21 protein-coding genes are annotated in these 26,360 nt (G+C 60.8%); 13 read left to right on the forward strand and 8 right to left on the reverse strand.

The genetic code is table 11. The features are described from left to right. Positions 1–226: 226 nt before the first annotated feature. Together SIAM614_RS19235 and SIAM614_RS30710 are read left to right on the forward strand one after the other, a co-directional pair. Complete coding sequence (locus SIAM614_RS19235; protein ID WP_208984042.1) at positions 227–1,777, forward strand: caspase family protein; 1,551 nt, start codon at positions 227–229, stop codon at positions 1,775–1,777. Between the two features lie 303 nt (positions 1,778–2,080). Continuing rightward, positions 2,081–2,761: a hypothetical protein gene (locus tag SIAM614_RS30710; RefSeq protein WP_208984043.1), complete on the forward strand. Its 681-nt coding sequence runs from the start codon at positions 2,081–2,083 to the stop codon at positions 2,759–2,761. A 23-nt stretch (positions 2,762–2,784) separates the two neighbouring features. On the opposite strand, the gene SIAM614_RS19245 is transcribed toward SIAM614_RS30710, so the two are convergent. The 3 genes from SIAM614_RS19245 to SIAM614_RS19255 all read right to left on the reverse strand — a co-directional run bounded on the left by SIAM614_RS19245 (position 2,785) and on the right by SIAM614_RS19255 (position 7,116). Beyond that, positions 2,785–3,078 carry a hypothetical protein gene (locus tag SIAM614_RS19245; protein WP_157139958.1) on the reverse strand — a complete coding sequence of 98 codons (294 nt, stop codon included), beginning with the start codon at positions 3,076–3,078 and terminating at the stop codon, positions 2,785–2,787. A 105-nt stretch (positions 3,079–3,183) separates the two neighbouring features. Beyond that, positions 3,184–5,538: a YbcC family protein gene (locus tag SIAM614_RS19250; protein WP_006937088.1), complete on the reverse strand. Its 2,355-nt coding sequence runs from the start codon at positions 5,536–5,538 to the stop codon at positions 3,184–3,186. A gap of 15 nt (positions 5,539–5,553) precedes the next feature. Further along, on the reverse strand, positions 5,554–7,116 hold the full coding sequence (locus SIAM614_RS19255; protein WP_006937089.1) for a proton-conducting transporter transmembrane domain-containing protein: 1,563 nt from the start codon (positions 7,114–7,116) through the stop codon (positions 5,554–5,556). Between the two features lie 99 nt (positions 7,117–7,215). Here SIAM614_RS19255 and SIAM614_RS19260 point away from each other — a divergent pair, with 99 nt between their 5' ends. Next, positions 7,216–8,106, forward strand: a complete 891-nt coding sequence (locus SIAM614_RS19260; protein WP_040440600.1) for a LysR family transcriptional regulator — start codon at positions 7,216–7,218, stop codon at positions 8,104–8,106. Between the two features lie 102 nt (positions 8,107–8,208). Here the strand turns inward: SIAM614_RS19260 and SIAM614_RS19265 are convergent, their stop codons facing one another. From SIAM614_RS19265 to SIAM614_RS19275, 3 genes are read right to left on the reverse strand one after another with little or no spacing between them, the layout of a single operon-like run. Next, positions 8,209–9,714, reverse strand: coding sequence for an efflux transporter outer membrane subunit (locus SIAM614_RS19265; protein ID WP_006937091.1), 1,506 nt, complete (start codon positions 9,712–9,714; stop codon positions 8,209–8,211). 10 nt (positions 9,715–9,724) lie between these two features. Then, positions 9,725–12,862, reverse strand: coding sequence for an efflux RND transporter permease subunit (locus SIAM614_RS19270; protein WP_006937092.1), 3,138 nt, complete (start codon positions 12,860–12,862; stop codon positions 9,725–9,727). Then, positions 12,862–14,022: an efflux RND transporter periplasmic adaptor subunit gene (locus SIAM614_RS19275; protein WP_006937093.1), complete on the reverse strand. Its 1,161-nt coding sequence runs from the start codon at positions 14,020–14,022 to the stop codon at positions 12,862–12,864. Before SIAM614_RS19275 ends, SIAM614_RS19270 begins: the two co-directional genes overlap by 1 nt. A 236-nt stretch (positions 14,023–14,258) precedes the next feature. Here SIAM614_RS19275 and SIAM614_RS19280 point away from each other — a divergent pair, with 236 nt between their 5' ends. Beyond that, positions 14,259–14,921: a TetR/AcrR family transcriptional regulator gene (locus tag SIAM614_RS19280; RefSeq protein WP_040440601.1), complete on the forward strand. Its 663-nt coding sequence runs from the start codon at positions 14,259–14,261 to the stop codon at positions 14,919–14,921. Between the two features lie 18 nt (positions 14,922–14,939). On the opposite strand, the gene SIAM614_RS19285 is transcribed toward SIAM614_RS19280, so the two are convergent. Next, on the reverse strand, positions 14,940–16,103 hold the full coding sequence (locus tag SIAM614_RS19285) for a patatin-like phospholipase family protein (protein ID WP_006937095.1): 1,164 nt from the start codon (positions 16,101–16,103) through the stop codon (positions 14,940–14,942). Between the two features lie 376 nt (positions 16,104–16,479). On the opposite strand from SIAM614_RS19285, the gene SIAM614_RS19290 reads away from it, so the two are divergent. The 4 genes from SIAM614_RS19290 (at position 16,480) to SIAM614_RS19305 (ending at position 19,958) form a co-directional block, all read left to right on the forward strand. Next, positions 16,480–17,844, forward strand: a complete 1,365-nt coding sequence (locus tag SIAM614_RS19290; RefSeq protein WP_006937096.1) for an MBL fold metallo-hydrolase — start codon at positions 16,480–16,482, stop codon at positions 17,842–17,844. Positions 17,845–17,988: 144 nt separating this feature from the next. Next, the gene (locus SIAM614_RS19295; RefSeq protein ID WP_157139959.1) at positions 17,989–18,918 is read left to right on the forward strand and encodes an ABC transporter substrate-binding protein; all 930 of its coding nucleotides are present in this window, start codon (positions 17,989–17,991) and stop codon (positions 18,916–18,918) included. Continuing rightward, positions 18,915–19,595, forward strand: a complete 681-nt coding sequence (locus SIAM614_RS19300; RefSeq protein WP_006937098.1) for a L,D-transpeptidase — start codon at positions 18,915–18,917, stop codon at positions 19,593–19,595. The genes SIAM614_RS19295 and SIAM614_RS19300 overlap by 4 nt, the downstream gene beginning before the upstream one ends. Before the next feature lie 33 nt (positions 19,596–19,628). Continuing rightward, positions 19,629–19,958 carry a hypothetical protein gene (locus SIAM614_RS19305; protein WP_157139960.1) on the forward strand — a complete coding sequence of 110 codons (330 nt, stop codon included), beginning with the start codon at positions 19,629–19,631 and terminating at the stop codon, positions 19,956–19,958. A 17-nt stretch (positions 19,959–19,975) separates the two neighbouring features. Here SIAM614_RS19305 and SIAM614_RS19310 read toward each other — a convergent pair whose 3' ends face one another. Then, entirely contained in the window at positions 19,976–20,635 is a 660-nt protein-coding gene (locus SIAM614_RS19310; RefSeq protein WP_006937100.1) for a GntR family transcriptional regulator, read from the reverse strand. A 340-nt stretch (positions 20,636–20,975) separates the two neighbouring features. Here SIAM614_RS19310 and SIAM614_RS19315 point away from each other — a divergent pair, with 340 nt between their 5' ends. The 5 genes from SIAM614_RS19315 to SIAM614_RS19335 all read left to right on the forward strand — a co-directional run. Next, complete coding sequence (locus SIAM614_RS19315) at positions 20,976–21,935, forward strand: dihydrodipicolinate synthase family protein (protein WP_040440633.1); 960 nt, start codon at positions 20,976–20,978, stop codon at positions 21,933–21,935. Further along, a complete protein-coding gene (locus SIAM614_RS19320) occupies positions 21,926–22,858 on the forward strand; it encodes a 4-hydroxyproline epimerase (protein ID WP_006937102.1) in 933 nt (310 codons plus the stop codon). The genes SIAM614_RS19315 and SIAM614_RS19320 overlap by 10 nt, the downstream gene beginning before the upstream one ends. A 111-nt stretch (positions 22,859–22,969) precedes the next feature. After that, the gene (locus SIAM614_RS19325; RefSeq protein ID WP_006937105.1) at positions 22,970–24,073 is read left to right on the forward strand and encodes a cis-3-hydroxy-L-proline dehydratase; all 1,104 of its coding nucleotides are present in this window, start codon (positions 22,970–22,972) and stop codon (positions 24,071–24,073) included. A gap of 24 nt (positions 24,074–24,097) precedes the next feature. Continuing rightward, the gene (locus tag SIAM614_RS19330) at positions 24,098–25,123 is read left to right on the forward strand and encodes a trans-3-hydroxy-L-proline dehydratase (protein WP_006937106.1); all 1,026 of its coding nucleotides are present in this window, start codon (positions 24,098–24,100) and stop codon (positions 25,121–25,123) included. A gap of 136 nt (positions 25,124–25,259) precedes the next feature. After that, positions 25,260–26,360: tetratricopeptide repeat protein (locus SIAM614_RS19335; RefSeq protein WP_006937107.1), on the forward strand; the 1,101-nt coding region annotated here is incomplete at its 3' end.

Below are 26,360 nucleotides of genomic sequence, written 5' to 3' on the forward strand. Positions count from 1 at the left end.
TGAGGGGCTGCCAATCCGGATTGTCTGATGTGGTCTTCAGGCAATGTCCGCCTTGGGCCGGTTCGTTTGACGCGAACCGGCCCTTTTTTCGTAAACGCAGGCCACCAGGAGACGGAAGCCCTGGACAGGTGACGCAACGAAAAGAAGGGCTTGTCTTCGCAGGGCATTCCCTCAATTATGAAAGCAGTGTTTCCGGCATTGGGCTGAATGCGGAAACTGGTGTTTCATGCGATTGCGCCAAATGCGAAACCGGGTCGAACTGCTGTTGAAGATTTTTAATATCAACGGATTGGCTGTCTGGTGCCTGGCGACCTTGTTGCTTGCCACGAGTGTAACCGCGCGTGCGGCAACGGATCCGTTTGCGGAACGGCGCATGGCGCTGGTGGTCGGGATCGCCAGTTATGAGAACGCGCCCGACCTGAGCAACACCACCAATGACGGCAAGCTCATTTCGGACACCTTGAACGAGCTGAATTTCGAAGTGTCCGAGCATTTCAACATCGGCCTCTCGGAGTTTCGTGACCTTCTGAACCGGTTTGCTTTCGAGGCGGAGACGGCCGACGTTGCCCTTGTCTATTTTGCCGGGCACGGGATCGAAGTGGGCGGGCGCAACTTCCTGGTTCCGTCGGACGCCAAGGCCGGCAGCCGGCAGCAGGTTGCCGATACCTCCGTTTCTCTCGACGATATTCTGGAAGCGGTCGACAAGGCGCGCCAGCTCAGGATCGTGATCCTGGATTCCTGCCGGAACGACCCGTTTGCAGATGTCGGCGGAGAGGAAACGCTGACCCTCACGCAAGGCGTCCAGGGTCGCGGGCTGGCGGCGCCATCTCCCGAACGCGGAACCCTTGTGGCCTATGCTGCCGAAGCCGGTGCTGTCGCGTTGGACGGGGCTGGCGACAACAGCCCGTTTGCATCGGCGCTGGCCCGGACCTTGAAGATCAGGGATCTGGAAATCGGTCTCGCCTTCCGCCAGGTGCGCGATTCCGTGCTGAAAGCCACCGCCAACGCGCAGGAGCCACACACCTACGGCTCGCTGTCCGGCAAACCCTATTTTCTGGCCGGCGGCAGTCAGGAGGTCAATGTGCTTGCGGCGGTTGACCGGCGCAATGCCTGGGGGCGTCTCGAAGTCAGCCAGGAAGAGCAGTTACAGGTGGCGGCAAGGGAAGGCGACAGCAGGGCGCTGAAAGGCCTGGCCTATATGCGCCTCAACCCGAGCGAGGACCGCTACGATCCGTCGCGCGCGGCTGCCTTTCTGGAAAAGGCCTCCGAGGCTGGCGACCCTGAAGCCATGTTCGAGCTTGCCCGCATGTATGAACGCGGCATCGGTGTCGAGCAGGATGTCGACAAGGCGCTCGCCCTGTTCCGCAAGTCCGCGGATGAGGGCTTTGCCGATGCCATCAATGACCTCGGGTTTCTTTACTATCAGGGTGGCCTGGGGATCGCGCGTGATCCCAAAAAGGCAATCGAGCTGTTCGGTCAGGCCGCCGATCAGCGGCATCCGGAAGCCATGTTCAATTATGCGGCCCTGATCGATGATGGCGTTGTCGACGGCAAGGAGCCGGACGATGCGGCGGAATATCTTTATCGGGCCTTGCGATCGGGAAACGAGGAAGTTCTGAACCAGCTTTCGGAAAACCCGAAGATGTTCAAGGCCACGACACGCCGGTCCCTGCAACGCAAGTTGTCGGAACGCGCGTTCTATACGGGCACGATCGACGGCCAGTTCGGCCCGCAAACTCAAAGAGGTTTGCGGAAGGCTTACGGGCTTTCGGAGTAGGCGCCTCCGTTCTGGCCGACGCAGGGCCAACATGCGATTATCTCCCTTGTTAACGCTAGGTACCTTTTGTCTTGTTCTTTTCTTTCAAAGGTCTAAAATTAAAGAAGAACAATCAAAAGAAACATATCGGGAAATATCAATCCCTGATTTCAATGAAGACAATGCAGACTTATTTCAAATATTATTTATGAGTCTTTCTGCTTTTGATTTGCGGTCATGGCGTCAAACGCGATGTCTGCGTGCTCCGATGTGGTGTCTCTGGCGATTTGTTCGAAATGTTTGAGTATTTGATTGAGGGATATGATGTTTAGAAACAGAATTTTCGCCGGTGTGGCCGTTGCTGCCCTTGCAGGGCAAACCATGACTGCTGCGATCGCGCCGGCATATGCGGTCGCGGTGCCGGGAGGTCCAGTTCTTGCGCAGAACGATCCGCTGGAGCCCGTTCTGGAGGAGCTGTTGCTAGCCCAATATAACGATTCCTATTCCGAACCGGTCGGGCCTTCCTATGATCTCGATCGTCAGGAACGTGATCCGAGCCTGAGTTCGGCCTACGATCTGGACGACAGGATTACTCGCGGCGTGGTCTGGATCATCCAGAACGGCACCAACGAATGCCGGAATTCCATTCGTCCCGAATACCGCTTCGACTGTCTGAGAAATGTTCTGGGGCGCGCTGCCTCGACAATCGAGAACCGTCCCAACTACCGGGACGCGGCGCGGGAGCTCAGAAACCTGTCCCGCAAGCTCGATGGCATCGTCTCGAAATATCAGGATCGCAGCGCACCGCGGGCGTCCGTAGGCCAGCGCAGCTACCGGGCTGTTTCCAAGGCCAATCTCGCCAAGGCCCGCAGCGAAGCGTCGGCAGTCATCGACGAGAGCGTCACCATCCTGTTGCGCTCGGCCGGAAACTCCGAAAAACGCAAGACGCATTATTCCCAGATCGCAACGGCTGTCGGATCGACCAAGCGTCTGCTGCGCTCATAAAATTCCCTTTGGCCGGTGGATCTTCAATCCGCCGGCTGCTGGTCCGGAATCTCTTCCGGCGAGAGGATCGGCGTTTCGCCGGCTTTGGGAGCAGGTTCGACCAGCTCACGGTCTCCGACAGGGGCCGGTTTCAAGATGCCATTGCAGTCTGCAAGGCTGACGCTTTCTTCCGTTTCCGTGGGAACCCTGTCTTGCGACTTCATGCCGGTATCGACCTGGCAGTCCTCAGGTTTTTCCTCTGCAAGCGCTGAGCCGCATACCATGAGCATTGCGGCAGCCAAAGTCGCGGTTGCCCGGGCATTTTTATGTGCGTGCATTTTGTCCTCCAATGGAAAGCTCTCCTTTGAGAACGCCTGAGCTGCCATAGGGTTCAATTCGCGCGCTGTCGCCGGTTTTGCCACGGCAGAACCGGCGCACGGTTTTTATTGCACCCAGGTACCGCCAGGCTGATACCGGGTGGCCATTTGCCCGTCCTTCAGTGCGAAAAGGTGCAGCCAGCCGTTGTCGAACAGCATCCGAACGTCCGGGTGCGCCTCCAGAACGCCGGAGATTGCCGCTTCGGGGGCTTCGATCAGAACCGACAGCCGCAGCGGAGTGTGCACTCCTTTTTCGCCGTCATGCAGGGCCTGCGCCGGAAGGCCGGGCCGCAGGCGGCCGCCATTGCCCTCAACGACGCCAATACCGCCAACAACGTTGTGAATCAGCTTGTTGCCGCCGCCAAAAACATCCGGGGCGACTGTGGAGCCATAATATTGAAGGCTGATCCAGCTCGCGACGACCACAGGGGCAGTCAGGATAAGTTCGAGCGTCTTGAAGTCCTTGTCCGACTGCCAGTCGTAGCTGTGCAGGAAGGCCCGGCCTTCCAGGTTCGCTCTCGAGGTTACCTTCCTGGGAGCGGCGATGAACGCCGCGCAGCCTGCCAAACCCCATTCGGGCCTGATCTCGGCCCAGTTGAACGCCCTTGTGGCAATGGAAGCGGCTTTGGCGCCCGGCAGGCGCAGGGCACGTTCCGCCCGGGCTTCAACACCGGCCCGTTTCAGCCACGTCTTCAGAAGGTCGTGCCTGTCGATCTGGCCGGGATGGTCCGTGTCGAACAGGGTGATGTCGTCGGTCGTGGTGTCGTGGAGAGCTGCGACGAACCTTGTGTCCTCCGGCAGGTCGATGCCGTGCGTGGCAAGACCTGCGCGGGTTTCCGCGTCGTTCAGCAGACTTGCAAGCAGCCGCGCCGAGACTTCTCCCGAATAACCGCCGCACGCGCCGCAGTGATAGGCGCTCTCATGCGGGTTGTTTTTGACATTGGCTCCGTGGCCAACCAGCAGCACCACCTGCGCATGATCTTTGGTCAGGCTCATCGCCTTCAGAACAGCGGCGGCGGTTGCCGCCTTTGTCTCGGCATCTAGCGCAGGATCGAGCCTGGGGGCAGGGCGGTTTCTGGCTGTTTTGGCGTGAAAGCCGAGAGAATCCTTCATCAGCTTTGTCACATACAGCGGACCTGCAGCCTCCACATAGGCAAAGGACGAGACAGCCGCCTGGCGGAACCGGTCCAGTGCCCGTATGGCCCGCGCGCCAATGCGTGCCGTCCTTTCCGCACGCGCGGAGCCGTGGCTGGTTGAAGTCAGCGCCGGTTTCAGCAACACCGGCAGGTGCTTTTCCTCAACGTCCGAGCCATGGTCCCGGTGAGCGGCCGGAAGACCGAAGAAACCGGCAAAGCCGAGTGTTTCAATCGAAGGGCTCTGGTTCTCCAGTGCCCGCCGGAAGACTTCCGAACGCACGTCGATGCAGAACGCCGCCTGAAGCGCCGGCCGCGCACCGGTGTTTACCGCCGTGTTGATCAGGCTTTGGGCGAGAGACCGCTGGTAGGCCCGCTCGGCCGCGTCCTGCAAAATCGCATCGGCAACCTGGTCCTCGGTCGGAACAAGGGGCGCCTCGTGCAGTTGCAGGGTGGCTTGCCATTGTTCGGCGACAGAAGGGAACCGGTTGAAAAGCGCTTCTTCCCAGATCAGCCGAACGGCCAGAAGGTCGCCGAGCGTCCCATCCGTCTTGCCGTCCTGCTCAGCCTGCCACAGCAGCCAACGGGCATGCTGCGCCCAGCCACCCAGATCGATCAGCAACCGGTGAAACACGGTCTCTGCCGCCGGAACGTTGATTGCCAGCCTGCCGGTCACCTGCAGGATGGCCTGTTCGGAAGTGTCCGGCGATGCGGTGACATGGGAGCAGAAGCCCGAAAGACCGGCGATTTCCGGTGTCAGGTCGCGGCTCGCCCACGCCCGCCAGGCAGCATAGGCGCCTTCACCCGGTGCCGGAGACCAAAGCGCCTGCCCGCGGTCGAAATAACCGGCTGCCCAGAGGCCGACCGACTTTTCGATGACCGATGGCCAGTCGATCCCGGAAACCGAAGCTGCGAGATCGGCAATCGTCGGCGCAGACGCAGGCACTGGGCCTTCCTGCTGAAGAAGCGCCTTGAGCTGCAACAGATCTGCAGGTTTGGTCTCGGATTGGCAGGCGCTCAGAGCTGCCATCAGGTCTTCGTCGGTGATGCGGCCGCTGGCGATGTCGGCGCTATAGCTGCTTCTGGGCCGTGTCAGCTTGATGCCTGCTGTTCTGGCCAGGCGGACGGAGGCTTCCGCGAGATTTTCCCGGACCTGTCCGAGGAACGGATTGACGGCAACGGTTGCGTCCAGCGGAAAGGCGGGCGGGATCGCCCGAATGGCTTCCGTTCCTGCCGCCAGGATGCCTGAAACCCGCGCCGAAGCGAATTGCGTGTGTTTGATAAACATCTTGATTGCCTCGTCTTATTTGGATTTCGCCACCCGGTAGCCGCCGATGAAGCGGTCGAGGAGCGCGTTGAGGTAGATCCCGTTGGCGATGTGAACGCGCAAGCCGGACGTGGACGGGTGATGTGACCAGAGGGGGAAAAGGGTCTGCGCCACGGCAACGATGCCGAAGGACAGGACCGCCAGGACGATCAGCACCCATTCAAGCGGACCGGCGACCGGGGCCTGCGGCAGGGCTGTGCCCCATAGCAAGTTGGCGACCTGCTGAAAGCCGAAATAGGCGAGGGCGACGACAACCGCTGCCAGTGAGGTGCGGTACGTCAGATCGACAGGGGCTGCATCTGCCAGGCCCTGCGCCACCAGATAGGCCACGCCGAAGATCAGCATCGCTCCGATAGCGAGCGCCTGAGGCGTTTTCGGTCCGGCGATCATCGAGAAGACGAAGGACACAATCGCGTAGAGAAAAAGGGCGATTGCAAAGGACCGCAGCACGTTGGCAACACTCGGAACGGCGATGGGGCCGGGCCGCCGCAACTTGGCAACCGCCAGGACAGCGCCTCCGGAGGAGAGAAAAGCGTGCGCCTTGTAGAGGGAGTGCGCCACCACATGCAGGAGGGCCAGCGGCCACAGGCCGAGACCGCATTGCAGCAGCATGAAACCCATCTGGGAAATCGTCGACCAGGTAAGCGCGGTCTTGACTGCGCTTTGGGTCAGCATCACCACCGCCCCGAAGAGCGCGGTGAGACCGCCAAGAGCGACGAGCGCACCCATGGCGCCCGGGCTGGCCTGAACCAGGTCGGCGGTTCTGATCAGCAGGAACCCGCCGGCGTTGATGATGCCCGCATGAAGCAGGGCGGAAACCGGGGTTGGTGCCTCCATGACCTCTGTCAGCCAGCCGTGCAGCGGGAAGGCGGCGGTTTTCAGAACGGCTGCCAGCACCAGAAACGTGACGGCCAGGTGCTCGGTCAGAGACAGGCTCGTCCCGACGGTTTCGGAGAGCTGCGAGATTTGTGTCGAGCCGGCGCTGACCATGAACAGCAAGGCGGCCAGCAGCAGGGAAAGATCGCCCGCATGCCAGACAAGCGCGAATTTGGTCGCCGCCCGTTGAGCAGCAGCGCGCTGCGGGTAGAACAGCAAAAGCTTGCGCAGGCACAGGCCGATTGCGGCAAAGCCGGTCACCAGCACCAGCAGGCTGCCCGACTGGACAACCAGAAGGACGGCCGCCAGGGCGCTGAGCATCAAGCCGTGGAAGGTCCCCTCGCGTGCTTCGCCGTCAAGGTAGGTCCGGGAATAGCGCATCACCACCCAGCCGATGAAAGCCACCAGCAGTGTCATCGTCATGCTGATCGCATCGAGCTTGATGGCAAGCGCAAACGGGCCTCCAAACAGCACCGCCTCCGAAGTTCCGAAAACCAGAAGCTGCGCAAGGCCTGCAAGGGCAATCAGAAAGGCGATGAAAGCGCTTGCTTCCGAGACGAGGGGATAGGAACCCGGGCGGCGGCCGGGGCGCACTGTCGACAAGGCGGCAGATGCCAGCAGAAGCATCGGGGCCAGAAGGGGCAGTGGAAACAGGTGCGACATGGGAACCTCACGGACGCTGAAAGTCGCCGTGGGTATACCGTCTCGATTTCTTGCAAAAAATTACATATTATCGTCAAAACCGTTCTATAATTTAGAAGTATTGCCGTGCTGAACCTTCATCATCTTCGACTTTTTCGGGCGGTCGCACGGGATGGAACGCTGACGGGCGCAGCCCGGGTGCTGAACCTCTCGCAATCGGCGCTTTCCTCCCAGATCAAGACCCTGGAAGCCGCCCTTGGTCACGACCTGTTCGAACGGCGCGGCAGAGGTCTCGTGCTGACGGAGGCCGGCCGGATCGCCCTTGATCACGCCGAAGCGATCTTCCGCACAGCGGACGACCTCACGGCGACACTCCGCAACGCAGGCACGGAGCGCAGGGCTTTGCGGGTCGGCTCCCTTGCGACGCTTTCACGAAATTTCCAGATCGGCTTCATTGAACCCTTGATTGGGCGCTCGGATGTCGAGTTGGTGCTTCGCTCCGGAGCGCAGGCAGAGCTTCTGAGGGCACTGGAAGCGCTCGCGATTGATGTCGTTCTGACAAACCTTGTGCCGGCGCGCGATGCATCCAGTCCCTATCTGGCGCATGGGCTTTCTGAACAGCCGGTCAGCCTGATTGGGCCCGCGACCGCTGCTGATCTGGCGGGGCGATCCTTGCCCGAGCTTCTGTCTTCCCAGCCCTTGATCCTGCCGACACCGGAATCGGCCCTGCGGGCCTCCTTCGACGCGATGGTGGAGCAACTGGGCCTTGTCACGAAAGTTGCCGCGGAAGCCGACGACATGGCGATGATCCGCCTGCTTGCCCGAGCGCACGCGGGCCTTGCCGTCATTCCGCCGATCGTCGTCAGAGACGAGCTTGCCTCCGGGCGGCTTATCGAACTGGGCAGGCTGGAAGGGCTCAAGGAAGAGTTCTTCGCCGTCACCCTGCATCGGCGCTTCCCCAACCCGCTGGTCGCCGACCTGCTGAAGGCTTTCAAAAGCAAAAAGGACTGAGCAGGGCCGTGAAGCCTCTGCTCAGTCCGGACTTTTCAGAACGCAGTCGAAGGGCCGGAGCAAGTCGTCAGGTCCAATTCCGACAGTAGTCCTGAGATGCTCTCAGTATGCTACCGACAAATGCGGGCCGGTGTTCTTGTCGACCACTTCCGGCTTGTCGGTTTCCACTGTGCCGGTCCAGCCGCCGCCGAGTGCCTTTTGCAGGGCGATGTAATAGGTCGTCAGGCGGACACGGCTCTGGATGAGCGTGTCTTGAGCGGAGTAGGTCGAGCGTTCCGCGTCGAGGGCATCGAGGAAGCTGGCCGCACCGGTCTGGTAGAGCGATCTGGAAAGCTCTGCAGCTGATTTGTAGCTTTCCGCCGAACGCCGCTGACTGGCGACGCGCTTGCGTTCCTGGGTGAAGCCGACAAGGGCGTTCTCGACATCTTCCAGAGCCGTCAGCACCGAGGCCTGATAGGCAAGGAAATACTGGTCGCGCTGGGCTTCGGCAATCTCCACGCCTGCCGCCAGCTTGCCGGCATTGAAGATCGGCACGGAAAGCGACGGGCCGAAAGCCCAGCTGATCGAGGAATTCTTGCCGAGATCGCCGAAATCGGCCGCCGCCGTACCGATGGAGCCTGTCAGGCTGACGGAGGGATAGCGCGCTGCCGTCGCCTGTCCGATCTTGGCGGTTGCCTGGGCCAGTTGGCGTTCGGCCAGGCGGACGTCCGGGCGGGTCAGCAGGATGCTTGCCGGAATGCCGACAGGGATCGGCAACTTCGGTGTCGGAATGCGGTTGCTTGCCAACAATTGGTCGGTGAGCGCGGTCGGCTGCTGGCCGGTCAGAACGCTCAAGCGGTGCATGGAGGCGGCAAGAGCCGTCTTCAGGGCCGGAATATTGGCCTCTGTCGATGCCGCCTGACCTTCCGCGTTGGCAACGTCGAGACCGGAGGACGAACCGGCCTGGAACCGCTTGCGAATGAGGTCAGCCGAGGACTGTTGCGACCTTGCGGTGTCCTGCGCCAGTTTCAGCCGCTGCTGGAGGCCGCGTGCCTCGACATAGTTGGTGGCAAGGTCGCCGATCAGGGTCAGCAGGCTTGCCCTGAGATCTTCCTCGGCAGCGTCGAGACCGTATTTGGCAGCTTCCCGCGCCCGGCGGTTGGCGCCGAAGATGTCGATCTCCCAGGCTGCATCGAAGCCACCGTTCCACAGCGTGCCGACGCTGTCGGATCCGCTCGATTTGGAGCGGGTCACACCGGCCGCGCCGTCAAGGCTTGGAAAGAGCGACGAGGAAGCCTGCTTGTAGCTGGCCCGCGCTTCGCGCACCTTGGCCTTGGCGGTGCGGACATCCAGGTTGTTCTGAACCGCAAGCGCGATCAGGCTGTTGAGCTGTGCGTCGCCCAACTGGGTCCACCAGTTGGCAAGCTGAGGCACGGATGCAGGCGTTTCGCCGGTTGCATTGCGCCATTTGCCGGGAACGGAGATGTCTGGCCGCTGGTAATCTGGGCCGACGGAACATGCGCTCAGCAGGGTTGCCGCCATCAGGCCCGCCCCCAGGCGCAGCCAGGTCTTGCGGCGTGGAGAGGGGGCGGCGCAGGCAGGGCCGGTATCAGATTTGAAAAGGGTCATCGAAACTCTCTCAATGGGCTTTGCTGCCTGTCGTGTCGGGAGCTGCTTCGTTCGTCTGCTTGCGGCTGAAGATGCGCCGCACGGTGACGAACAGAAGCGGCACGAAGAAAATGCCGAGCAAGGTGGAGGCAATCATGCCGCCCATGACGCCGATACCGATGGAGTTCTGCGCACCCGAGCCTGCGCCGGTGGCGATCGCCAGCGGTGTCACGCCCAGTATGAAGGCGAAGGACGTCATCAGGATCGGCCGGAGCCGCTGACGGGCGGCATCAAGCGTTGCCTGCAGCAGGTCCTTGCCCTGGCGCTGCCGTTCGATGGCGAACTCCACGATCAGGATGGCGTTCTTCGCCGCCAGCCCGATGGTCGTCAGCAGGCCCACCTTGAAGTAGACGTCGTTGGTCTGCCCGAAGATGAGCGCTGCCGCCAATGCGCCGAAGACGCCGATGGGCACCGACAGCATCACCGCGAAGGGGATCGACCAGCTTTCGTAAAGCGCGGCAAGGCACAGGAACACGATCAGGATCGAGATCGCGTAAAGCGATGCTGCCTGATCGCCCGACAGCCTTTCCTGATAGGACAGGCCGGTCCACTGGTGAACGAATCCTGTCGGAAGCTGGGAAACGAGCGCATCGATTTCCGCCATGGCATCGCCCGAGCTGACGCCGGGCGCCGCCTGGCCCTGCAGTTCCACCGCTGAGGCACCGTTGAAACGCTCAAGCCTTGGCGAGCCATAGGTCCAGCGCGAGGATGCAAACGCGCTGAAGGGCACCATGTCGCCGTTGGAATTGCGAACGTGCCACAGGTCCAGGTCGGACGGCTGCATCCGGAACGGGGCATCGGACTGAACGTAGACAGGCTTGATGCGGCCGCGGTCCATAAAGTCGTTGACGTAGTCGGAGCCCCAGGCAATCGACAAGGTGTCGTTGATGTCCGGAATGCCGAGGTCGAGCAGGCGCGCCTTCTGCGTGTCGATGTCGACCTTGAACTGCGGCTGGTCTTCCTGGCCGTTGGGCCGTGTCGCCGCCAGTTTGCCGGACTGGGCGGCCATGCCCAGAAGCTGGTTGCGCACTTCCATCAGCCGCTCGTGACCGGCGCCGTTGATGTCCTGCAAGTAGAAGGAAAAACCGTTGGTGTTGCCCATGCCCTGAATGGCAGGCGGAGCAAGCGCGAACACACGGGCGTCCTTGAGCTGCGAGAACGCTCCCATGGCGCGCCCGGCCACCGCCTGCGCGGCAAGCCTCGGGTCCTCACGTTCGGTGAAATCCTTCATGCGGACGAAGGCGAGGCCGACGTTCTGGCCCTGGCCGCCGAAACCGAAGCCGGCAACGGTGAAGACGCTGTCGACCGCATCCGGTTCGTTTTCCATGAAGTGGGTGCGCACCTTGTCGAGCACGGTCAGTGTCCGGCCCTGGGTGGCGCCCACGGGCAGGTTGACCATGGCAATCAGAATGCCCTGGTCTTCCTGCGGCAGGAAGGAGCTCGGCAGACGGCTGAACATCCAGCCCATGGCAACGCCGATGGCGATGAACAGCACGAGAAAGCGCTTGCCGCGTTTCAGGATGCCGCCATTGGCCGCCCGGTAACCGTTTGCACTGGCATCGAAGCCCTTGTTGAACCAGGCGAAGGGGCCGCGGCTATGGCCGTGATCGCCCTTTTTCAGGATGGTCGCGCAGAGCGCCGGGGTCAGGATGAGTGCAACGAACACCGACAGCACCATGGCCGAAACGATGGTGATCGAGAATTGCCGGTAGATGATACCGACCGACCCGCCGAAAAACGCCATCGGCACGAACACGGCCGACAGCACCACCGCAATGCCGATCAGCGCGCCGGTAATTTCCTTCATGGATTTGCGGGTGGCCTCCTTGGGGGGCAAGCCCTCTTCGGCCATCACGCGTTCGACGTTTTCAACCACCACGATGGCGTCGTCCACGAGCAACCCGATGGCGAGCACCATGGCGAACATGGTCAATGTGTTGATCGAATAGCCGAACAGGGCGAGCACCCCGAAGGTGCCGAGCAGAACCACAGGTACGGCGAGCGTCGGAATGATGGTTGCGCGCAGGTTCTGGAGGAAGAGATACATCACCAGGAACACCAGCACGACCGCTTCCAGCAGCGTGTGGACCACCTTTTCGATGGAAAGCTTCACGAAGGGGGTGGTGTCGTAGGGGTAAACCACGTCGACCCCGGCCGGCAGCGTCGAGGACAGCCTGTCGATGGTCTCGCGCACCCGCTGTGCGGTGTCGATGGCGTTGGCACCAGTTGCGAGCGAGACCGCAAGGCCGGATGCCGGCTTGCCGTTGTAGAAGGCCGAGGTGCTGTAGCTTTCGTTGGAGACTTCCACCCGGGCTACATCGTTGAGGCGGACCACCGACCCGTCTTCGGAGCTCTTCAGAATGATGTCGCGGAACTGCTGGGCAGTCTGCAGGCGGCTGGAGGCGGTAATGGTGGCGTTGAGCTGCTGACCTTCGACCTGCGGCAGACCGCCGAGCTGGCCGGCGGAAACCTGGGTGTTCTGGGCCTGAATGGCGGAGCTGACATCGCTCGGCATCAGGTTGTATTTCAGCAGTTTCTTCGGGTCGAGCCAGATGCGCATGGCATAGCCGGAGCCGAAAAGCCGGGTTTCACCGACACCCTCGACGCGCTTCAGCGTGTCGTTGAGCGTGTTGTCGACATAGTCGGCAATGTCGGTGGAGGTCAGGCGTCCGTCGGTCGAAACGAAGCCAAGCACCATCAGAAAGCCGGAAGTCGATTTGGTGACGGTGATGCCGGTGTTCTGCACGATCTGCGGGAGCTGGCTGGAGACAAGCTGCAGCTTGTTCTGCACCTGCATCTGGGCAACGTCCGGGTCGGCCTTGGACGAGAATGTCAGCGAGATCTGGGCCGAACCGGTGTTCGATGAGGTCGCGGTCATGTAGTCCAGGTGATCGATCCCGGACATGCCCTGCTCGATCACCTTGGTAATCGAGTTTTCAACCGTTGCCGCATCGGCGCCGGGATAGTTGGCGCTGATGTTGACCGTGGTCGGCGCGATCTGCGGATATTGTGAAACGGAAAGTGTTGTGATGGCCAGAGCGCCTGCCAGCATCGTGACAATGGCGATAACCCAGGCGAAGATCGGCCTGTCGATGAAGAAAGCTGACATCAGTCGGAAGTCTCACCCGTGTTCATCACCGCCTCACCGCGGCTTTCCACCTCCCCCGTCGCTTCGTCAATGGTCACAAGAGTACCATTGGCTTCCTGGCCGGCCCGCACGAACAGCGTTCCTTCAACGATGACCTTGTCTCCTTGCGAAATGCCTTCGTTGACCAGCCAGTTGTTGCCAATGTCACCTTCCACCCGGAGGACACGCTCTTCCACCTTGCCGTCCTGGGTAAGAAACAGCGCCGTCGGCTCGCCTCTGGCATTGCGCGACACTGCGCGCTGCGGCACCAGGAAGGAGTTCTGGGCGATGCCCTCCTCGACAATCGCCTGAACGTACATGCCCGGCAGGAGAAGCCTGTCGGGGTTCGGGAACTCGGCGCGCAGTGTGTAGGTGCCCGTGGTCGGGTCCACGTGGGCTTCCGAAAATTCCAGCTTGCCGGTTTCCGAGTATTCCTCACCCGTTTCCAGCAGCAGCCGCACCTGAACGTTGTCACCGGACAGCTTGATCCGGCCTTCGCGCACGGCCTTGCGCAACTTCAACAGGTTGGTGCTCGACTGGGTGACGTCGACATTGATCGGATCAAGCTGACGGATGATGGTCAGCGGCGCAGCCTGGCTGGCGGTCACCAGTGCGCCGACATTCAGCGTCGAGGCTTCGACGCGTCCCGAAATCGGGGCCTTGATCACGGTGTTGTCGAGATTGATCCTTGCAGTTTGCACGTTGGCCTTCGCCGCGGCGATGTCCGCCTTCGCCTGGGCCAGGGCTGCCTTGGCGTCATCCAGCTCCTGCTTGGCGACCGCGTTCTGCGTGATCAGTTCCTCGTAACGCTCGACCTTGGTCTGGGCGCTCGGCAGGGCGGCTTCCGCTTTTTGAAGGGCGGCCAGGGCGCTATTATGCGCTGCCTTGTAAAGATCGTCCTCGATCCGGTAGAGCACGTCCCCGGCGTTGACCTCGGTACCTTCCTTGAACAGCCGCTCCTTGATGATGCCGCCAACCTCCGGCCGGACTTCCGCATCCAGGGACGCTGCGATCCTGCCCGACAGCTTGGCGGTGATTGCCACCGACTCCGGTTGCAGCTCAACGACGCCGACTTCCGGCTTGGGTGCCGCACCGCCCATCTGCTGGGCATGGGCACTGCCGGACGCCAGGCTGGAGGACATCAGAAGGGCAAAAAGAAAAGCACGGAACGGCTTCTTCGTTGAGCACGGGGACGCAGTGCTCGAACCGAGAGAGATACACGTCATTTCCGGGAGGAACCTCTTTGGTCGCAAATGCTGTGGAGTATTAGAAAACTCCTGGGTACCAATATTCTCTCAAAGGTTCCCTCGTCAATCGAAATTCGGTAATTGTTTGTATCGGGGGGAGGGACATGATGAGCTCTTCAGGAAATACAATCGTGCCACTGAAAACCTGTCCGGCGGGTCAGGGCGATGGCACAGAACAGCGGCAGCGTGGACGCCAGAAGGTCCATGACGAGGCAACGCTGAAAGCGCGCGTCGTGGAGACGGCTTTCAGCACGTTCCAGAAACACTCCTACAACGGCACCACCATGGCGCTGGTCGCCAAGAATGCCGGTATCTCCAAGCGAACGCTGTACGAGCTGTTTCCCTCGAAAATCGAACTTTTCGCGGAACTTGCCATTCGCCACCGCGCCAACCTCCTCGATGTTCCGGCGGCGCGGCACGCCGCGACGCTTGAGGACGCCCTCAAGGCGGTTTTCAAGGTTGACCAGAGCGACGAGAAACATCTTCAGCAAGCTGCCGAGATGCGCCTGTTCTATGTGGAGGCCGTCGCTAACGAGGAGTTGGGCGTGCTTTTGAGAAGGCACTGCGGCAGCGAACTGCATGACGTCGTGACGGCTTGGGTGGAAGAGGAGGTCGCGAAGGGCAGGATTGTCACCCAATCTTCCCGGGATACGGCGAAATATCTGCTGGATGTCCTCATCGCAGCCCGGCTGTTTCGCCCCAAGACACCCGACGTGATCACCGGCCTGTCGGATATCCGCACCTATCTCAACCACACGATCCAGCTCATCCTGAACGGTCTGCTGCCACGCTGACCGTTCAGGGTTGATGCGTCAGGAGGCCTTTGCCTTCCGCACAGGGGCAGCGTCCGATCTTTGCAGCCATTGGCTGAGATCCAGGGTGGACCGCCGCCCGAGGTGCGCGCCGTTTTTTTGCAGAAACTCGTCCGCAGCGCTGCGGCCTTCCTCGCGCAATTGTTCCAGAAAAGGCCAGGTGGAGTTGAGCTTCGACTGACCGCTGTGGCCATTCATGGCGGCGCCGGCAATGCGGTGGACCCGCAACGTTGCAAAACCGTCGGCGGTGCGGCTGGCATCCCCATTGGAACCGGACCGTCCAGAACCGGCGGCACGTCCGGTCAGGCTCGGCAGGAACCCCGACCGGGTCACCGGAGCGTTTATGCCGGCCTGGTGCTGCAGTTCAGCCAGCAGCCGCAGGTCCTTGATCAAGGGCGCGTTGAAGGAAATCTCCTTTTCGCGTGCGGCGATCTGCCGGGCGTCCTGCGGCAGGGCGGCCCGTTCGGTCGGGCTGGTCTGCACCAGCAGCAGGTCCGCATCCCCCGGTTCCAGAACGAGAGGCATCAGACTGGGATTGCCGGTATAGCCGCCGTCCCAATAGTGCTCGCCGTCGATCTCGACCGCGTGGAAGAGGGAGGGAAGACAGGCGGATGCCAGCAGAACGTCGGTGCTGATGGCGCTGTTGGAAAAGATTCGCGCTTCGCCCGAGCCGACATGGGTCGCCGTGACATGCAGCGCAATGGCGGAGTGGGCGATGGCGTCGATGTCGATGGTTTCTTCGATGATTTCCCGCAAGGGGTTGAAGCCTGCCGGGTTGAGATCATAGGGCGACAGGAAGTCCATTCCCGCACCGAACAGAAACGGCAGTTTTTCGAAGTCTATGCCCAATCCGCCGAGCACCGCCCTGGATGTGGTCATGTTGAAGGGGGTAAACCGGCTGCGCTTGGAAACCGTCTTCCAGAAACCTGCCAGCGAAGCGCGCGCCTCCTCACGTCCGCCTTTCACAAGGCCGGTCAGCAGCGCCGCCGCGTTCATTGCGCCGGCCGATGTGCCCGAGAGGGCGTTGATATGAAGTGTCTCTTCCTCCAGGAGACGATCCAGGACGCCCCAGGTGAAGGCGCCATGGGCACCGCCACCTTGAAGCGCCAGGTTTACGGGTATCCTGGGCGCTCCTGAAGCGCTGTGTGAAACGGTCTGTTTCAAGGTCCGGGTTCCTTTCCACGAAGTTTTGTCCCACCCCGAAACGCTTCCTCATGTCTTTTTTTGCTTGGGTTTGATGCCCGGCCGATAGGGCGCGGTGTTCGGCGGACCCGGCGTCAGGCCTGCCACGGCATCGTCAGAACAACATATGGTGCAATGCAGCATTTTTCAATGCGAGCGCTCGTTTCTGCAGTCATTTCCGGCAGAAACCGGCCGTCCTCAGTGGAGAAAACGGCTGTAAAAACGATATCTCGCGGGTGACGTGACAAAAGGGAGACTTGCGCAAGGTGCTGATTTCATGCCTGCTTCCCGGACTATGGGGGCAGGCGATGCCCTTGAACCTGAAATCTTGTGCACACAATCGGGAGGATGCAGCTCAATGAGCGTGAAACTGACTTTTCTCGGGGGCGTCGGCACGGTTACAGGCTCGAAGTACCTGCTCGAAAAAGACGGCACGCGGGTGCTGGTCGATTGCGGCCTCTTCCAGGGCTACAAGCAGTTGCGGCTCAAGAACTGGGCACCGCTGCCTGTCGATCCGAAAACCATCGATGCGGTTATTCTGACGCACGCCCATCTGGATCACTCCGGTTATCTGCCGCTGCTGGTGCGCAACGGCTTCAGGGGACCGGTCGTGTGCACCAAGGCGACAAGGGACTTATGTGCGATCCTGCTGCCCGACAGTGGCTTTCTGCAGGAAAAGGACGCGGAATTTGCCAACAGGCACGGGTTCTCCAAGCATCGTCCGGCCCTGCCGCTCTATACGAAAAAGGATGCGGAAGTGTCGCTCGACCGGTTCCGGCCGGTCGCGTTCGATGAAGCACACGACATGCTGGACGCCTTCAGCGTCTGCTTCCGCAGGGCCGGTCACATTCTCGGTGCGGCCATCGTCGAATTGACCTGGGGTGGAACGCGAATTGTCTTTTCCGGGGACCTTGGGCGCTATGGCGATGCGACGATGTTCGATCCGTCGCCTATCCGCGAGGCGGATTATCTGCTGGTCGAATCCACCTATGGCAACCGCCGGCACGAGAAGCTGGATGCTGACGATATTCTGGCCGAGGCCATTACCAAGACGGCGCGGCGCGGCGGCACCGTCGTCATTCCGTCCTTCGCCGTTGGCCGGGCACAGTCGCTGCTCTTCCACATCGAGAGCCTGAAGAAGACGGGGCGAATTCCGGATCTGCCCATTTTTCTCGACAGTCCGATGGCGGTCAGCGCCTCCAACATCTATGGAAAACACCCGGACGATCACCGGCTGACGCCGGAGGAATGCGACTGGTCGAACGGAGCGGCGCATTACGTCGCCGATGTCGAGGAATCCAAGGATCTCGACCGGAACCGCATGCCCAAGGTAATCGTCTCGGCCAGCGGCATGGCAACTGGTGGCCGGGTGCTGCACCACCTGAAACATTATGCTCCCGACCATCGCAACATGATCCTGTTCGCGGGTTTTCAGGCAGGCGGCACGCGCGGCGCGACCATGACGTCCGGTGCGACAAGCGTCAGGATCCACGGGGCTGATGTGCCGATCCGGGCGGAAGTTGGTAATCTGCACATGCTCTCGGCACATGCGGATGCGGACGAGATCATGCAATGGCTCGGCAATTTCGAGCGGCCACCGAAAATGACTTTCATCACGCATGGCGAGCCGGATGCCGCCGATGTCCTTCGCTACCGGATCGAGAGCGAGCTGGATTGGCCATGCTGGCTGCCGGATTATAGGGAAGACGTTTTGCTGGACTGAGGCAGGAGCTGCGCCCCCTGACGTGGCTGTGAACTTTCGGGAATAAATTGCTTTTGCTATTTGCCGTTGCGTAAATTTTGCCTCGGTGTTTATGGTAGACGCCCAGGTGCGCAGGGAGTGATGGCTGTGTGGCGTTCTATTCTCATGTCCTCGTTTCTGGCGGCTGCTGCCGCCAACCCCGTCAGGGCCGATGCCGTTGTCATCGGCGTGCCGGCCTGGCCGTCGGCGCAGGTTACCGCCCACATCATCCATGATGTTCTGAACGAGCGTCTCGGTGTTGAAACGGAACTGCGTGAGCGCGGCACGCTGACAATTCTTTCCGATATCGGCAGGGGCGATATCCAGGTTCACCCGGAAGTCTGGTTTCCCAACCTGTCGGCGATGGCGACACGGCTGAGCGAGGAAAAGCAAGTCCTGTCGCTCAGTCCAATCAGTGTCGCTGCTACCCAGAACATCTGCGCAACGCGCGCGACGGTCGAACAAACCGGCATCAAGGCGGTTGCCGACCTGGTCAAGCCGGAGATGGCCGCGCAATTCGACAGCGACGGTGACGGCAGAGGTGAGATCTGGATCGGTGCACCGAGCTGGTCGTCAACGGAGATCGAAAAGATCAGGGCCCATTCCTACGGCTACGACCAGACAATGACACTCCTGGAAATGCCGGAAGATGTCGCCATGGCGGCCGTCGACGCAGCGGTTTCCTTCGGCAAACCGGTGGTCTTCTACTGTTACGGGCCGCATCACGTTTTTGAACTTCATGACATCGTGAAGCTGGAAGAACCGGCGTATGACCCTGCGCGCTGGACAATCGTCACCCGTGCCCAGGACAACGACTGGCTGGCAAAGTCTCACGCCGATACCGCCTGGGACGCCTCCAGTTTCAAGATTGCCTTTGCAACCTCGCTCGAAACCGGCATGCCGGAGGTGGCCTCGTTCCTGTCGAAAATGGAACTGACACCGGAGGATGTGACCGCGATGAGCTATGCCGTCGTCGTGGAGGGCAAACCGGCTGAAGATGTTGCAAAAGACTGGATAGCCGCCAATGCGGACAGGATCGGGGAGTGGACCAAATGATCAAGCTGCCGAGCGCATTTCGCACCTTGCTGGGCTGGCTGCCGGCCCTTGCCGTGCTGGTCTTTGCCGGCATGGCATTGGCGCAATCGTTCCAGACGCAGATCTACGATCCGACGACACGCAAGTGGGTGGATTACACGCCGCGCGCGGCGGCGAAATTCTATAACCGGCACGGCCAGTCGCCTGAGGAATTCCGCAGGCAGGTGGTCCCGTTCCGTACGGCGGAAAAGCCCGGCACGATCATCATCGATGGCGACCGGCATTTCCTCTATCTGGTTCAGCCCAACTTCCAGGCGATCCGCTATGGCATTGGCGTCGGGCGCGACGGCTTCGGCTGGGCCGGCATCGTCAAGATCGGCCGCATGCAGGAATGGCCGACATGGACGCCGCCGCCAGAAATGATCGCCCGTGATCCGGAATCCGCCAAATGGGCGAACGGGATGCCTGGCGGGCCGGACAATCCGCTGGGCGCCCGTGCAATGTATCTTTATGTCGGCAACAAGGATTCCATCTATCGCATCCACGGCACCAATCAGCCCTGGACGATCGGTCTCAACATTTCCTCCGGCTGTATCCGCCTGAACAATGAGGATGTCTCGGATCTCTACAGCCGCGTGGAAGTTGGCGCGAAGGTGATTGTGCTGATGCAGGGGGCCGCTCTTTACAAGGGTGTATGAGATCTGCCGGTGATGGGTGGGGAGACGATTGAAATGAACATGATTGTATCAAGGAAATTTACGGCGCTTCTTGCTGCGGGGCTTGGTCTTTCCGTGGTTGCGGGATGCAATACCAGCAGCTCCAATCAGACCCCGTCGGCCGGGGCCGTGCGCTCGTCGGGCGAAACAGCTCCGACGGATCTGCAGCTTCTGTGTGCCGCGAAAACCGCGGAAGAGCTGAAGGTCACCGGCGGCAATGTCCTGCCCGTCAGTTCCATGCCTTCCGGCGAAAGCGCCTATCAGGTGAACCTGACCTTCGACGGCGGGCAGGCGGTTTGCATTATCGATGAAACCGGCACCGTTCAGTCGATCAGTCCCGCATAAAGGACAGTATTTCCGGCTCAGGCCCCTGGCAGGTGTTTCAGGAGCGAAGCCTTGGCGCCCTGGATATGCTCCCGGGTGAGCCTTGAGGCGAGGTCAGCGTCGCCTTTTTCGCAGGCTTCCAGGATGGCGAAATGTTCGCGTCCCGCCCGTTCCATGCCGTTGGACATGACAAGCTGGGCCCGGATCTGCCGTTCCACCCGGTCAATCGCGTTGTCGGCAATCTCCTGAAAGAACTTCAAGTCACTGGCGCTGTAGAGCGTTTCATGAAAATCGCGGTTGAGGTCGCCATAGGTCATAGGGTCGGTGGCCGAGGAGAACGCCGCGCATTTTTCCCGCGCTTCCGCCAAAAGCTCGCTCGACATCAGAGGCACGGCGTTGCGGATGATTTCCGGTTCCACCAGGGCCCGGAGATCGAAGATTTCCGCTGTCTCCTTCGGTGAAAGACCCGCGACCACCGCGCCCTTGTAGCGCTGTGTCTTGACGAGCCCCTGTTCCTCCAGTCGCGAAATCGCCTCGCGCACGGGAATGCGGCTGGTGTTGAACAGGCGGGCGATCTCATCTTGCCGCAGAGGTTCTCCTTCTTCGAGCTGGCCCTCGATAATGGCTTTCCGCAGGGCGTCGAACACGATCGACGACGCCGAGGCGGTCGCGGAAATATCCATCGTTTTCAGTTTCATAGGACCAGGTCTCCTTGAGGCCACTTTTTACGGGATGGGCCCTGATTGGTGAAGCGAAAATGATTTCCGATATTATATATTGAATATTGGATCCAATTTGGATTATCAATCGCTGAGAGTGCCGATATTGTTTGGTTCGGGTGCGGAAGGAAACGCCGGGAGCTGGAATGTGAAAGCGGCCGGATTGTATCGGCCGCCGGCCGGGATCTTCGCCTCGCCTGAACCGGGAACCGCCGAAAATGTCTTGCGAACAGCCGCTGTTAAAGCGCAACTAGATTTGACCGTCAGACCTCATGGCGCGGGAGTTCGCCGTCAGGTCTGGCCTATCCAGGAGTGAATGATGACGTCCAATATCTTTTCCGGCTGCATGCCCGCGCTGATGACCCCGTGCAAGGCCGACCGGTCGCCGGATTTCGATGCCCTCGTGAAGAAGGGCAAGGAACTGATAGAGGCCGGCATGTCCGCCGTTGTCTATTGCGGCTCCATGGGCGACTGGCCACTCCTGACGGACGAGCAGCGTATGGAAGGCGTCGAGCGTCTTGTGAAGGCCGGCGTCCCGGTTGTCGTTGGAACCGGGGCGGTCAACACCAGGGTCGCCGTTGCCCATGCCGCCCATGCGGCAAAAGTCGGGGCACGCGGCCTGATGGTCATCCCGCGTGTTCTCTCCCGCGGCAGTTCCGTATCCGCGCAGCGCAATCACTTCAGCGACATCCTGAAAGCGGCACCAAGTCTGCCGGCGGTGATCTACAACAGCCCCTACTATGGCTTTGCCACCCGCGCGGACCTCTTCTTCGACCTGCGCCGCGAATTCCCGAACCTGATCGGTTTCAAGGAATTCGGCGGTCTGGCCGATCTGCGCTATGCGGCCGAAAACATCACCTCGCAGGACGATCAGGTAACGCTGATGGTCGGTGTCGACACGGCTGTCTACCACGGCTTCGTCAATTGCGGTGCCACAGGCGCGATCACCGGGATCGGCAATGCCCTTCCGAAGGAAGTTCTGCATCTGGTGGCACTCTGCCAAAAGGCCGCAGAAGGTCATGCGGAAGCGCGCCTGCGGGCAAGGGAACTGGAAGAAGCGCTGGCCGTGCTCTCCAGCTTCGACGAAGGCTCGGACCTTGTGCTCTACTACAAGCACCTGATGGTGCTGAACGGTGAAGACGAATACCGGCTGCACTTCAACGAGACCGATGCCCTCAGCGATGCGCAGCGCAATTATGCCGAAGCACAATACGAGCTGTTCAGGACCTGGTACGCCGACTGGAGCACGAAAGGGGGCGTGATTGCCGAATGCGCGTAATCGACAGCCATACGGCGGGTGAGCCGACCCGCGTGGTGCTTGACGGTGGCCCGGATCTTGGATCCGGGACGCTGGCAGAGCGGGCCGCGCGGCTGGAAGCGGAGCATCTCGATTTCTGTGCCTCCGTCGTTCTGGAGCCGCGTGGGCATGATGCCATCATCGGGGCCTTGCTGGTGCCGCCGTCCGACCCGGCATGCGCTGCCGGCGTGATCTACTTCAACAACCTGCAGAACCTTGGCATGTGCGGCCATGCCACCATCGGGCTTGGCGTGACGCTGGCCCATCTCGGGCGGATCAGACCGGGACGGCACAGGTTCGAAACGCCCGTCGGCGTGGTCGAGATCGACCTGATCGACGCCAACACGGTGTCCGTGGTCAACATCGAGAGTTACCGGCTGGCGAAGGATGTCACGGTTGAGGTTGAAGGGGTAGGGCCGGTCACGGGCGACGTCGCCTGGGGGGGCAACTGGTTCTTCCTAGTCAAGAACAGCCCGATTGCCCTGACCGGCGCGAACATCCGTCCGCTGACGGATCTGACCCTGAAAATCCGGACTGCGCTGGAAAAGGCCGGTGTCACCGGCAAGGACGGCGCCTGGATCGACCATATCGAGCTGTTCGGACCGGCAGAAGATCCGGCCGCGCAAAGCCGCAACTTCGTTCTGTGTCCGGGAGGCGCCTATGACCGCTCGCCCTGCGGCACCGGCTGTTCGGCCAAGCTTGCCTGCCTTGCGGCCGACGGGGCGCTGGCGCCGGGCCAGGACTACCTGCAGGAAAGCGTCATCGGCAGCACCTACAAGATCAGCTACCAGCCCGGTCCTGGCGGCGGTGTCATTCCCACCATCACCGGACAGGCCTTTGTCACGTCCGATGCCACGCTGATTTTCAATCCGGCGGATCCCTACCGTTCGGGGATACGTCTTTAGGGACGGCGGGCAGCAAATGGCCTGCGGGCAATTCGCCCTTCCCCGCAGGCTTTGTTTGAGAAAACTGGAAATGGCGGGCGCCGCGTCTGTGCCCTCTGGAGGAGGAACTTCATGAAAATTACGGCCATCAACGTCTTTCAGGTCGATCTTCCGCTGAGAGAAGGGCGCTATAGCTGGTCCAACGGCAATTTCGTGGAGGTGTTCGACAGCACCGTTGTCGAGATCGAGACCGACGAAGGCCTCAAGGGCTATGCGGAGTGCTGCCCGCTCGGCTCCGCCTATCTGCCGAGCTACGCGCTGGGTGTGCGATCCGGGCTTCAGGAGCTGGCGCCCCACCTGATCGGCAAGGACCCGCTCAACATCGGTGAGATCAACCGGGTGATGGATGCAGCCCTGCGCGGTCACCCCTACGCCAAGGCACCGATTGATATCGCCTGCTGGGACTTGCTCGGCAAGGCAACGGGCCAGCCGCTTTATACGTTGCTTGGGGGCGCGGCACAGGACGATGTGGCGCTTTACCGGGCGATCAGTCAGGAAGCCCCTGAGATCATGGCGAAGAAGATCGAAGGGTATGCTGCTGAAGGCTATACCAAGTTCCAGCTGAAAGTCGGCGGCGATGCCAATGACGATATCAACCGCATCCACGCCACACGCTCCGTCTTGAAGAAATCGGATCTCTTGGTGGCCGATGCCAATACCGGCTGGACCCGGCATGAAGCTGCGCGTGTCGTCGGGGCTGTGTCTTCGCTCGATGTCTACATCGAGCAGCCCTGCCTCACTTACGAGGAAAGCGTCTCCATTCGCCGCCGGACTGCCCTGCCCTTCGTTCTGGACGAGGTGATCGACGGGCCGAACACGCTGGTGCGCGGCATTGCCGAAGACGCGATGGACTGCATCAATCTGAAGATCTCCAAGGTCGGCGGCCTGACCAAGGCCAAGCTGATGCGCGATCTTTGCATTGCCCACGGCATTCCGATGACCATCGAGGATACCTGGGGCGGAGACATCGTCACGGCGGCAATTGCCCATCTGGCCCGCTCGACCCCTTCGGAGTTCACCTTCTCGGCAACGGACTTCAACAGCTATGGCACGGTCGACATTGCGGAAGGCGCGCCGAAACGCGTCAATGGCCGCATGACCACCTCCGACCTGCCGGGTCTCGGCATCACGCCGATCTTCGACGTGCTGGGCGAGCCCGTCGCCCGCTATTCCTGAGCCGGCCGAGCCAAAGGCAGCCCCATGCGCAGCACCAAGACCATCCATGTGATTTCCTGCCACGCGGAAGGCGAGGTCGGTGATGTGATCGTCGGCGGTGTCGCGCCGCCGCCGGGGGAAACGCTCTGGGAGCAACGCAGCTTCATTGCCAGGGATCAGACCTTGCGCAATTTCGTTCTGAACGAACCGCGCGGTGGTGTCTTCCGCCATGTGAACCTGCTTGTGCCACCCAGGCATCCGGAGGCGGATGCCGCTTTCATCATCATGGAACCGGAAGACACGCCGCCCATGTCCGGCTCCAACTCCATCTGCGTCTCCACCGTGCTGCTTGACGGCGGCATCGTGCCGATGATCGAGCCGATCACGGAAATGGTTCTGGAAGCGCCCGGCGGGCTTGTGCGGGTGAAGGCCGAATGCCGGAACGGCAAGGCGGAGCGCATCTTCGTCCAGAACGTCACCAGCTTCGCCGACAAGCTGTCGGTGCCGCTGGATGTGGAAGGCATCGGCACGCTGACGGTCGATACAGCCTATGGCGGCGACAGTTTCGTGGTTGTCGATGCGGAGGCGCTCGGGTTCGCGATTGTTGAAGACGAGGCCAAGGACATTGCCCGCCTGGGGGTACGCATCACCAACGCGGCCAACGAACAGCTCGGCTTTTCTCACCCGGAAAACCCCGACTGGAATCACATCTCCTTTTGCGCCTTTTGCGGCCCGCTGTCCCAGACCCCAACCGGCCTCACCGGCCGGTCCGCGGTCGCCATCCAGCCGGGCAAGGTCGACCGCTCACCCACGGGCACGGCCGTTTCCGCCCGCATGGCACTGATGGCGGCCAGAGGTCAGATGACAATCGGCGACACCTTCGAAGCCGTTTCCATCATCGGATCCAGCTTCACTGGCCGGATCGTGTCACAGCAGATGGCGGGAGACCGGCCCGGAATTGTTCCGGAAATTTCCGGCCGCGGCTGGATCACCGGCATTCACCAACACATGCTCGACCCAAGCGACCCCTGGCCGGGCGGATACAAGCTCAGCGACACCTGGGGTGCGTGACGGCTGAAGACTGGTGAAGCGTGAACGCCGATATTGATCGGAGAGTTTGCCTAAAATACAGTTCGCGGAGGGTGGCCTCAAAATGGCTCGATTGAAGCAGTAGCCGTTGGTTGGCCGTCTCCTCCGAGAAAGCAATATGCCACTTGTTAAGACACTATTTTTTGCCATCTCATTTGGTCTGTTTTTCGGACATGCTCAGGCTAAGGACTTTGATCCTCCTTCCGCTCAGGAGGTTGAAGATGCCAGATTTCAATGTGAGGAAGCGCTCTCGAAAGACTGTCTGCACACTTTGGCGCTGGGCTTGGCTTATGAGGAAGACCGGCGCACCGGATCGAGCAAGCTGTTCAAGGCGTTCCTTTGGCGAATTTATGCAGACGACGAAATTCGCTCCGCGCAACTCAGGGTTATGAGCCCGCCAACAGTGAAAACACTGCTTGATGCCGAACAATGGGCAGAAGCCGAAAAGCTATTTCTTGAATACCATGAGAATACGATCTTTGAGTTCGGAACGCCCAGGGGATCTTTCATAAAACAAATGATACTCGCTCAACTTGAGCAGGGAGAAATCGAGCTGGCGATTCAGGCGGCTGGAAGCCTTGGCGATTATTGGAACGAGCGGCTGAAAGCTCATCTGATCATTGTGAAGCACCTGCTCGATCACGGCAATCATGAGCAGGCTCTGAAATTAGCTGACAACCTTACCCGTGATTTTCATAGAGCGGCTGTTCTGAGCGAAATCCTGGTGAGGCTCGTTTTCAGGAAGGAATTTGAGGCGGCACTCAGGGTGGCGCATTCGCTGAAAACCCTGGCGCTGGATGATCCTCATTGTTTGCCCCGTGTTTATAAGGCTTATCTCGCTATAGCGCGTGGCCAGCTGGAAGCAGGGGAAGTCACCGCCTCGAAACGAACGCTGGAATTGCTTCCCGACCTCAACGACGCAGCAGACACAGAGTTTGAAGTCTTCGTAGAGGCCGCAGATTTGTTGCTAAAGCTTGGCAACAGGAAATCTGCTCAGCTTATGACATTAAGAGTTCTTGAGGCGGCAAAGCAGCCGACAGCGTTTGCAAAGGATGACAGAGTTCAGCGTCTGGCCGTTGCGGGGCGCTTTCTCGTTTGGTCTGGCATGGCTGATAAAGGGCGTGCCGCCTTTGAGCAGGCTGAGCAACTTCTTTTGGATCGCAGTGCCAAGGGGCTGGAGGCCCGCATGGCATTTCACGTTAACAAGGTTCTGGCCGGA

This window comes from Roseibium aggregatum IAM 12614 (genome assembly GCF_000168975.1).
Lineage (GTDB): Bacteria > Pseudomonadota > Alphaproteobacteria > Rhizobiales > Stappiaceae > Roseibium > Roseibium aggregatum.

Coding starts and splice junctions, on each gene's coding strand:
- SIAM614_RS19235 (WP_208984042.1), top strand. CDS start 227: ATGCGATTGCGCCAAATGCGAAACCGGGTCGAACTGCTGTTGAAGATT.
- SIAM614_RS30710 (WP_208984043.1), top strand. CDS start 2,081: ATGTTTAGAAACAGAATTTTCGCCGGTGTGGCCGTTGCTGCCCTTGCA.
- SIAM614_RS19245 (WP_157139958.1), bottom strand. CDS start 3,078: ATGCACGCACATAAAAATGCCCGGGCAACCGCGACTTTGGCTGCCGCA.
- SIAM614_RS19250 (WP_006937088.1), bottom strand. CDS start 5,538: ATGTTTATCAAACACACGCAATTCGCTTCGGCGCGGGTTTCAGGCATC.
- SIAM614_RS19255 (WP_006937089.1), bottom strand. CDS start 7,116: ATGTCGCACCTGTTTCCACTGCCCCTTCTGGCCCCGATGCTTCTGCTG.
- SIAM614_RS19265 (WP_006937091.1), bottom strand. CDS start 9,714: ATGACCCTTTTCAAATCTGATACCGGCCCTGCCTGCGCCGCCCCCTCT.
- SIAM614_RS19270 (WP_006937092.1), bottom strand. CDS start 12,862: ATGTCAGCTTTCTTCATCGACAGGCCGATCTTCGCCTGGGTTATCGCC.
- SIAM614_RS19275 (WP_006937093.1), bottom strand. CDS start 14,022: ATGTCCTCCAGCCTGGCGTCCGGCAGTGCCCATGCCCAGCAGATGGGC.
- SIAM614_RS19290 (WP_006937096.1), top strand. CDS start 16,480: ATGAGCGTGAAACTGACTTTTCTCGGGGGCGTCGGCACGGTTACAGGC.
- SIAM614_RS19295 (WP_157139959.1), top strand. CDS start 17,989: ATGTCCTCGTTTCTGGCGGCTGCTGCCGCCAACCCCGTCAGGGCCGAT.
- SIAM614_RS19300 (WP_006937098.1), top strand. CDS start 18,915: ATGATCAAGCTGCCGAGCGCATTTCGCACCTTGCTGGGCTGGCTGCCG.
- SIAM614_RS19305 (WP_157139960.1), top strand. CDS start 19,629: ATGAACATGATTGTATCAAGGAAATTTACGGCGCTTCTTGCTGCGGGG.
- SIAM614_RS19310 (WP_006937100.1), bottom strand. CDS start 20,635: ATGAAACTGAAAACGATGGATATTTCCGCGACCGCCTCGGCGTCGTCG.
- SIAM614_RS19315 (WP_040440633.1), top strand. CDS start 20,976: ATGACGTCCAATATCTTTTCCGGCTGCATGCCCGCGCTGATGACCCCG.
- SIAM614_RS19320 (WP_006937102.1), top strand. CDS start 21,926: ATGCGCGTAATCGACAGCCATACGGCGGGTGAGCCGACCCGCGTGGTG.
- SIAM614_RS19325 (WP_006937105.1), top strand. CDS start 22,970: ATGAAAATTACGGCCATCAACGTCTTTCAGGTCGATCTTCCGCTGAGA.
- SIAM614_RS19330 (WP_006937106.1), top strand. CDS start 24,098: ATGCGCAGCACCAAGACCATCCATGTGATTTCCTGCCACGCGGAAGGC.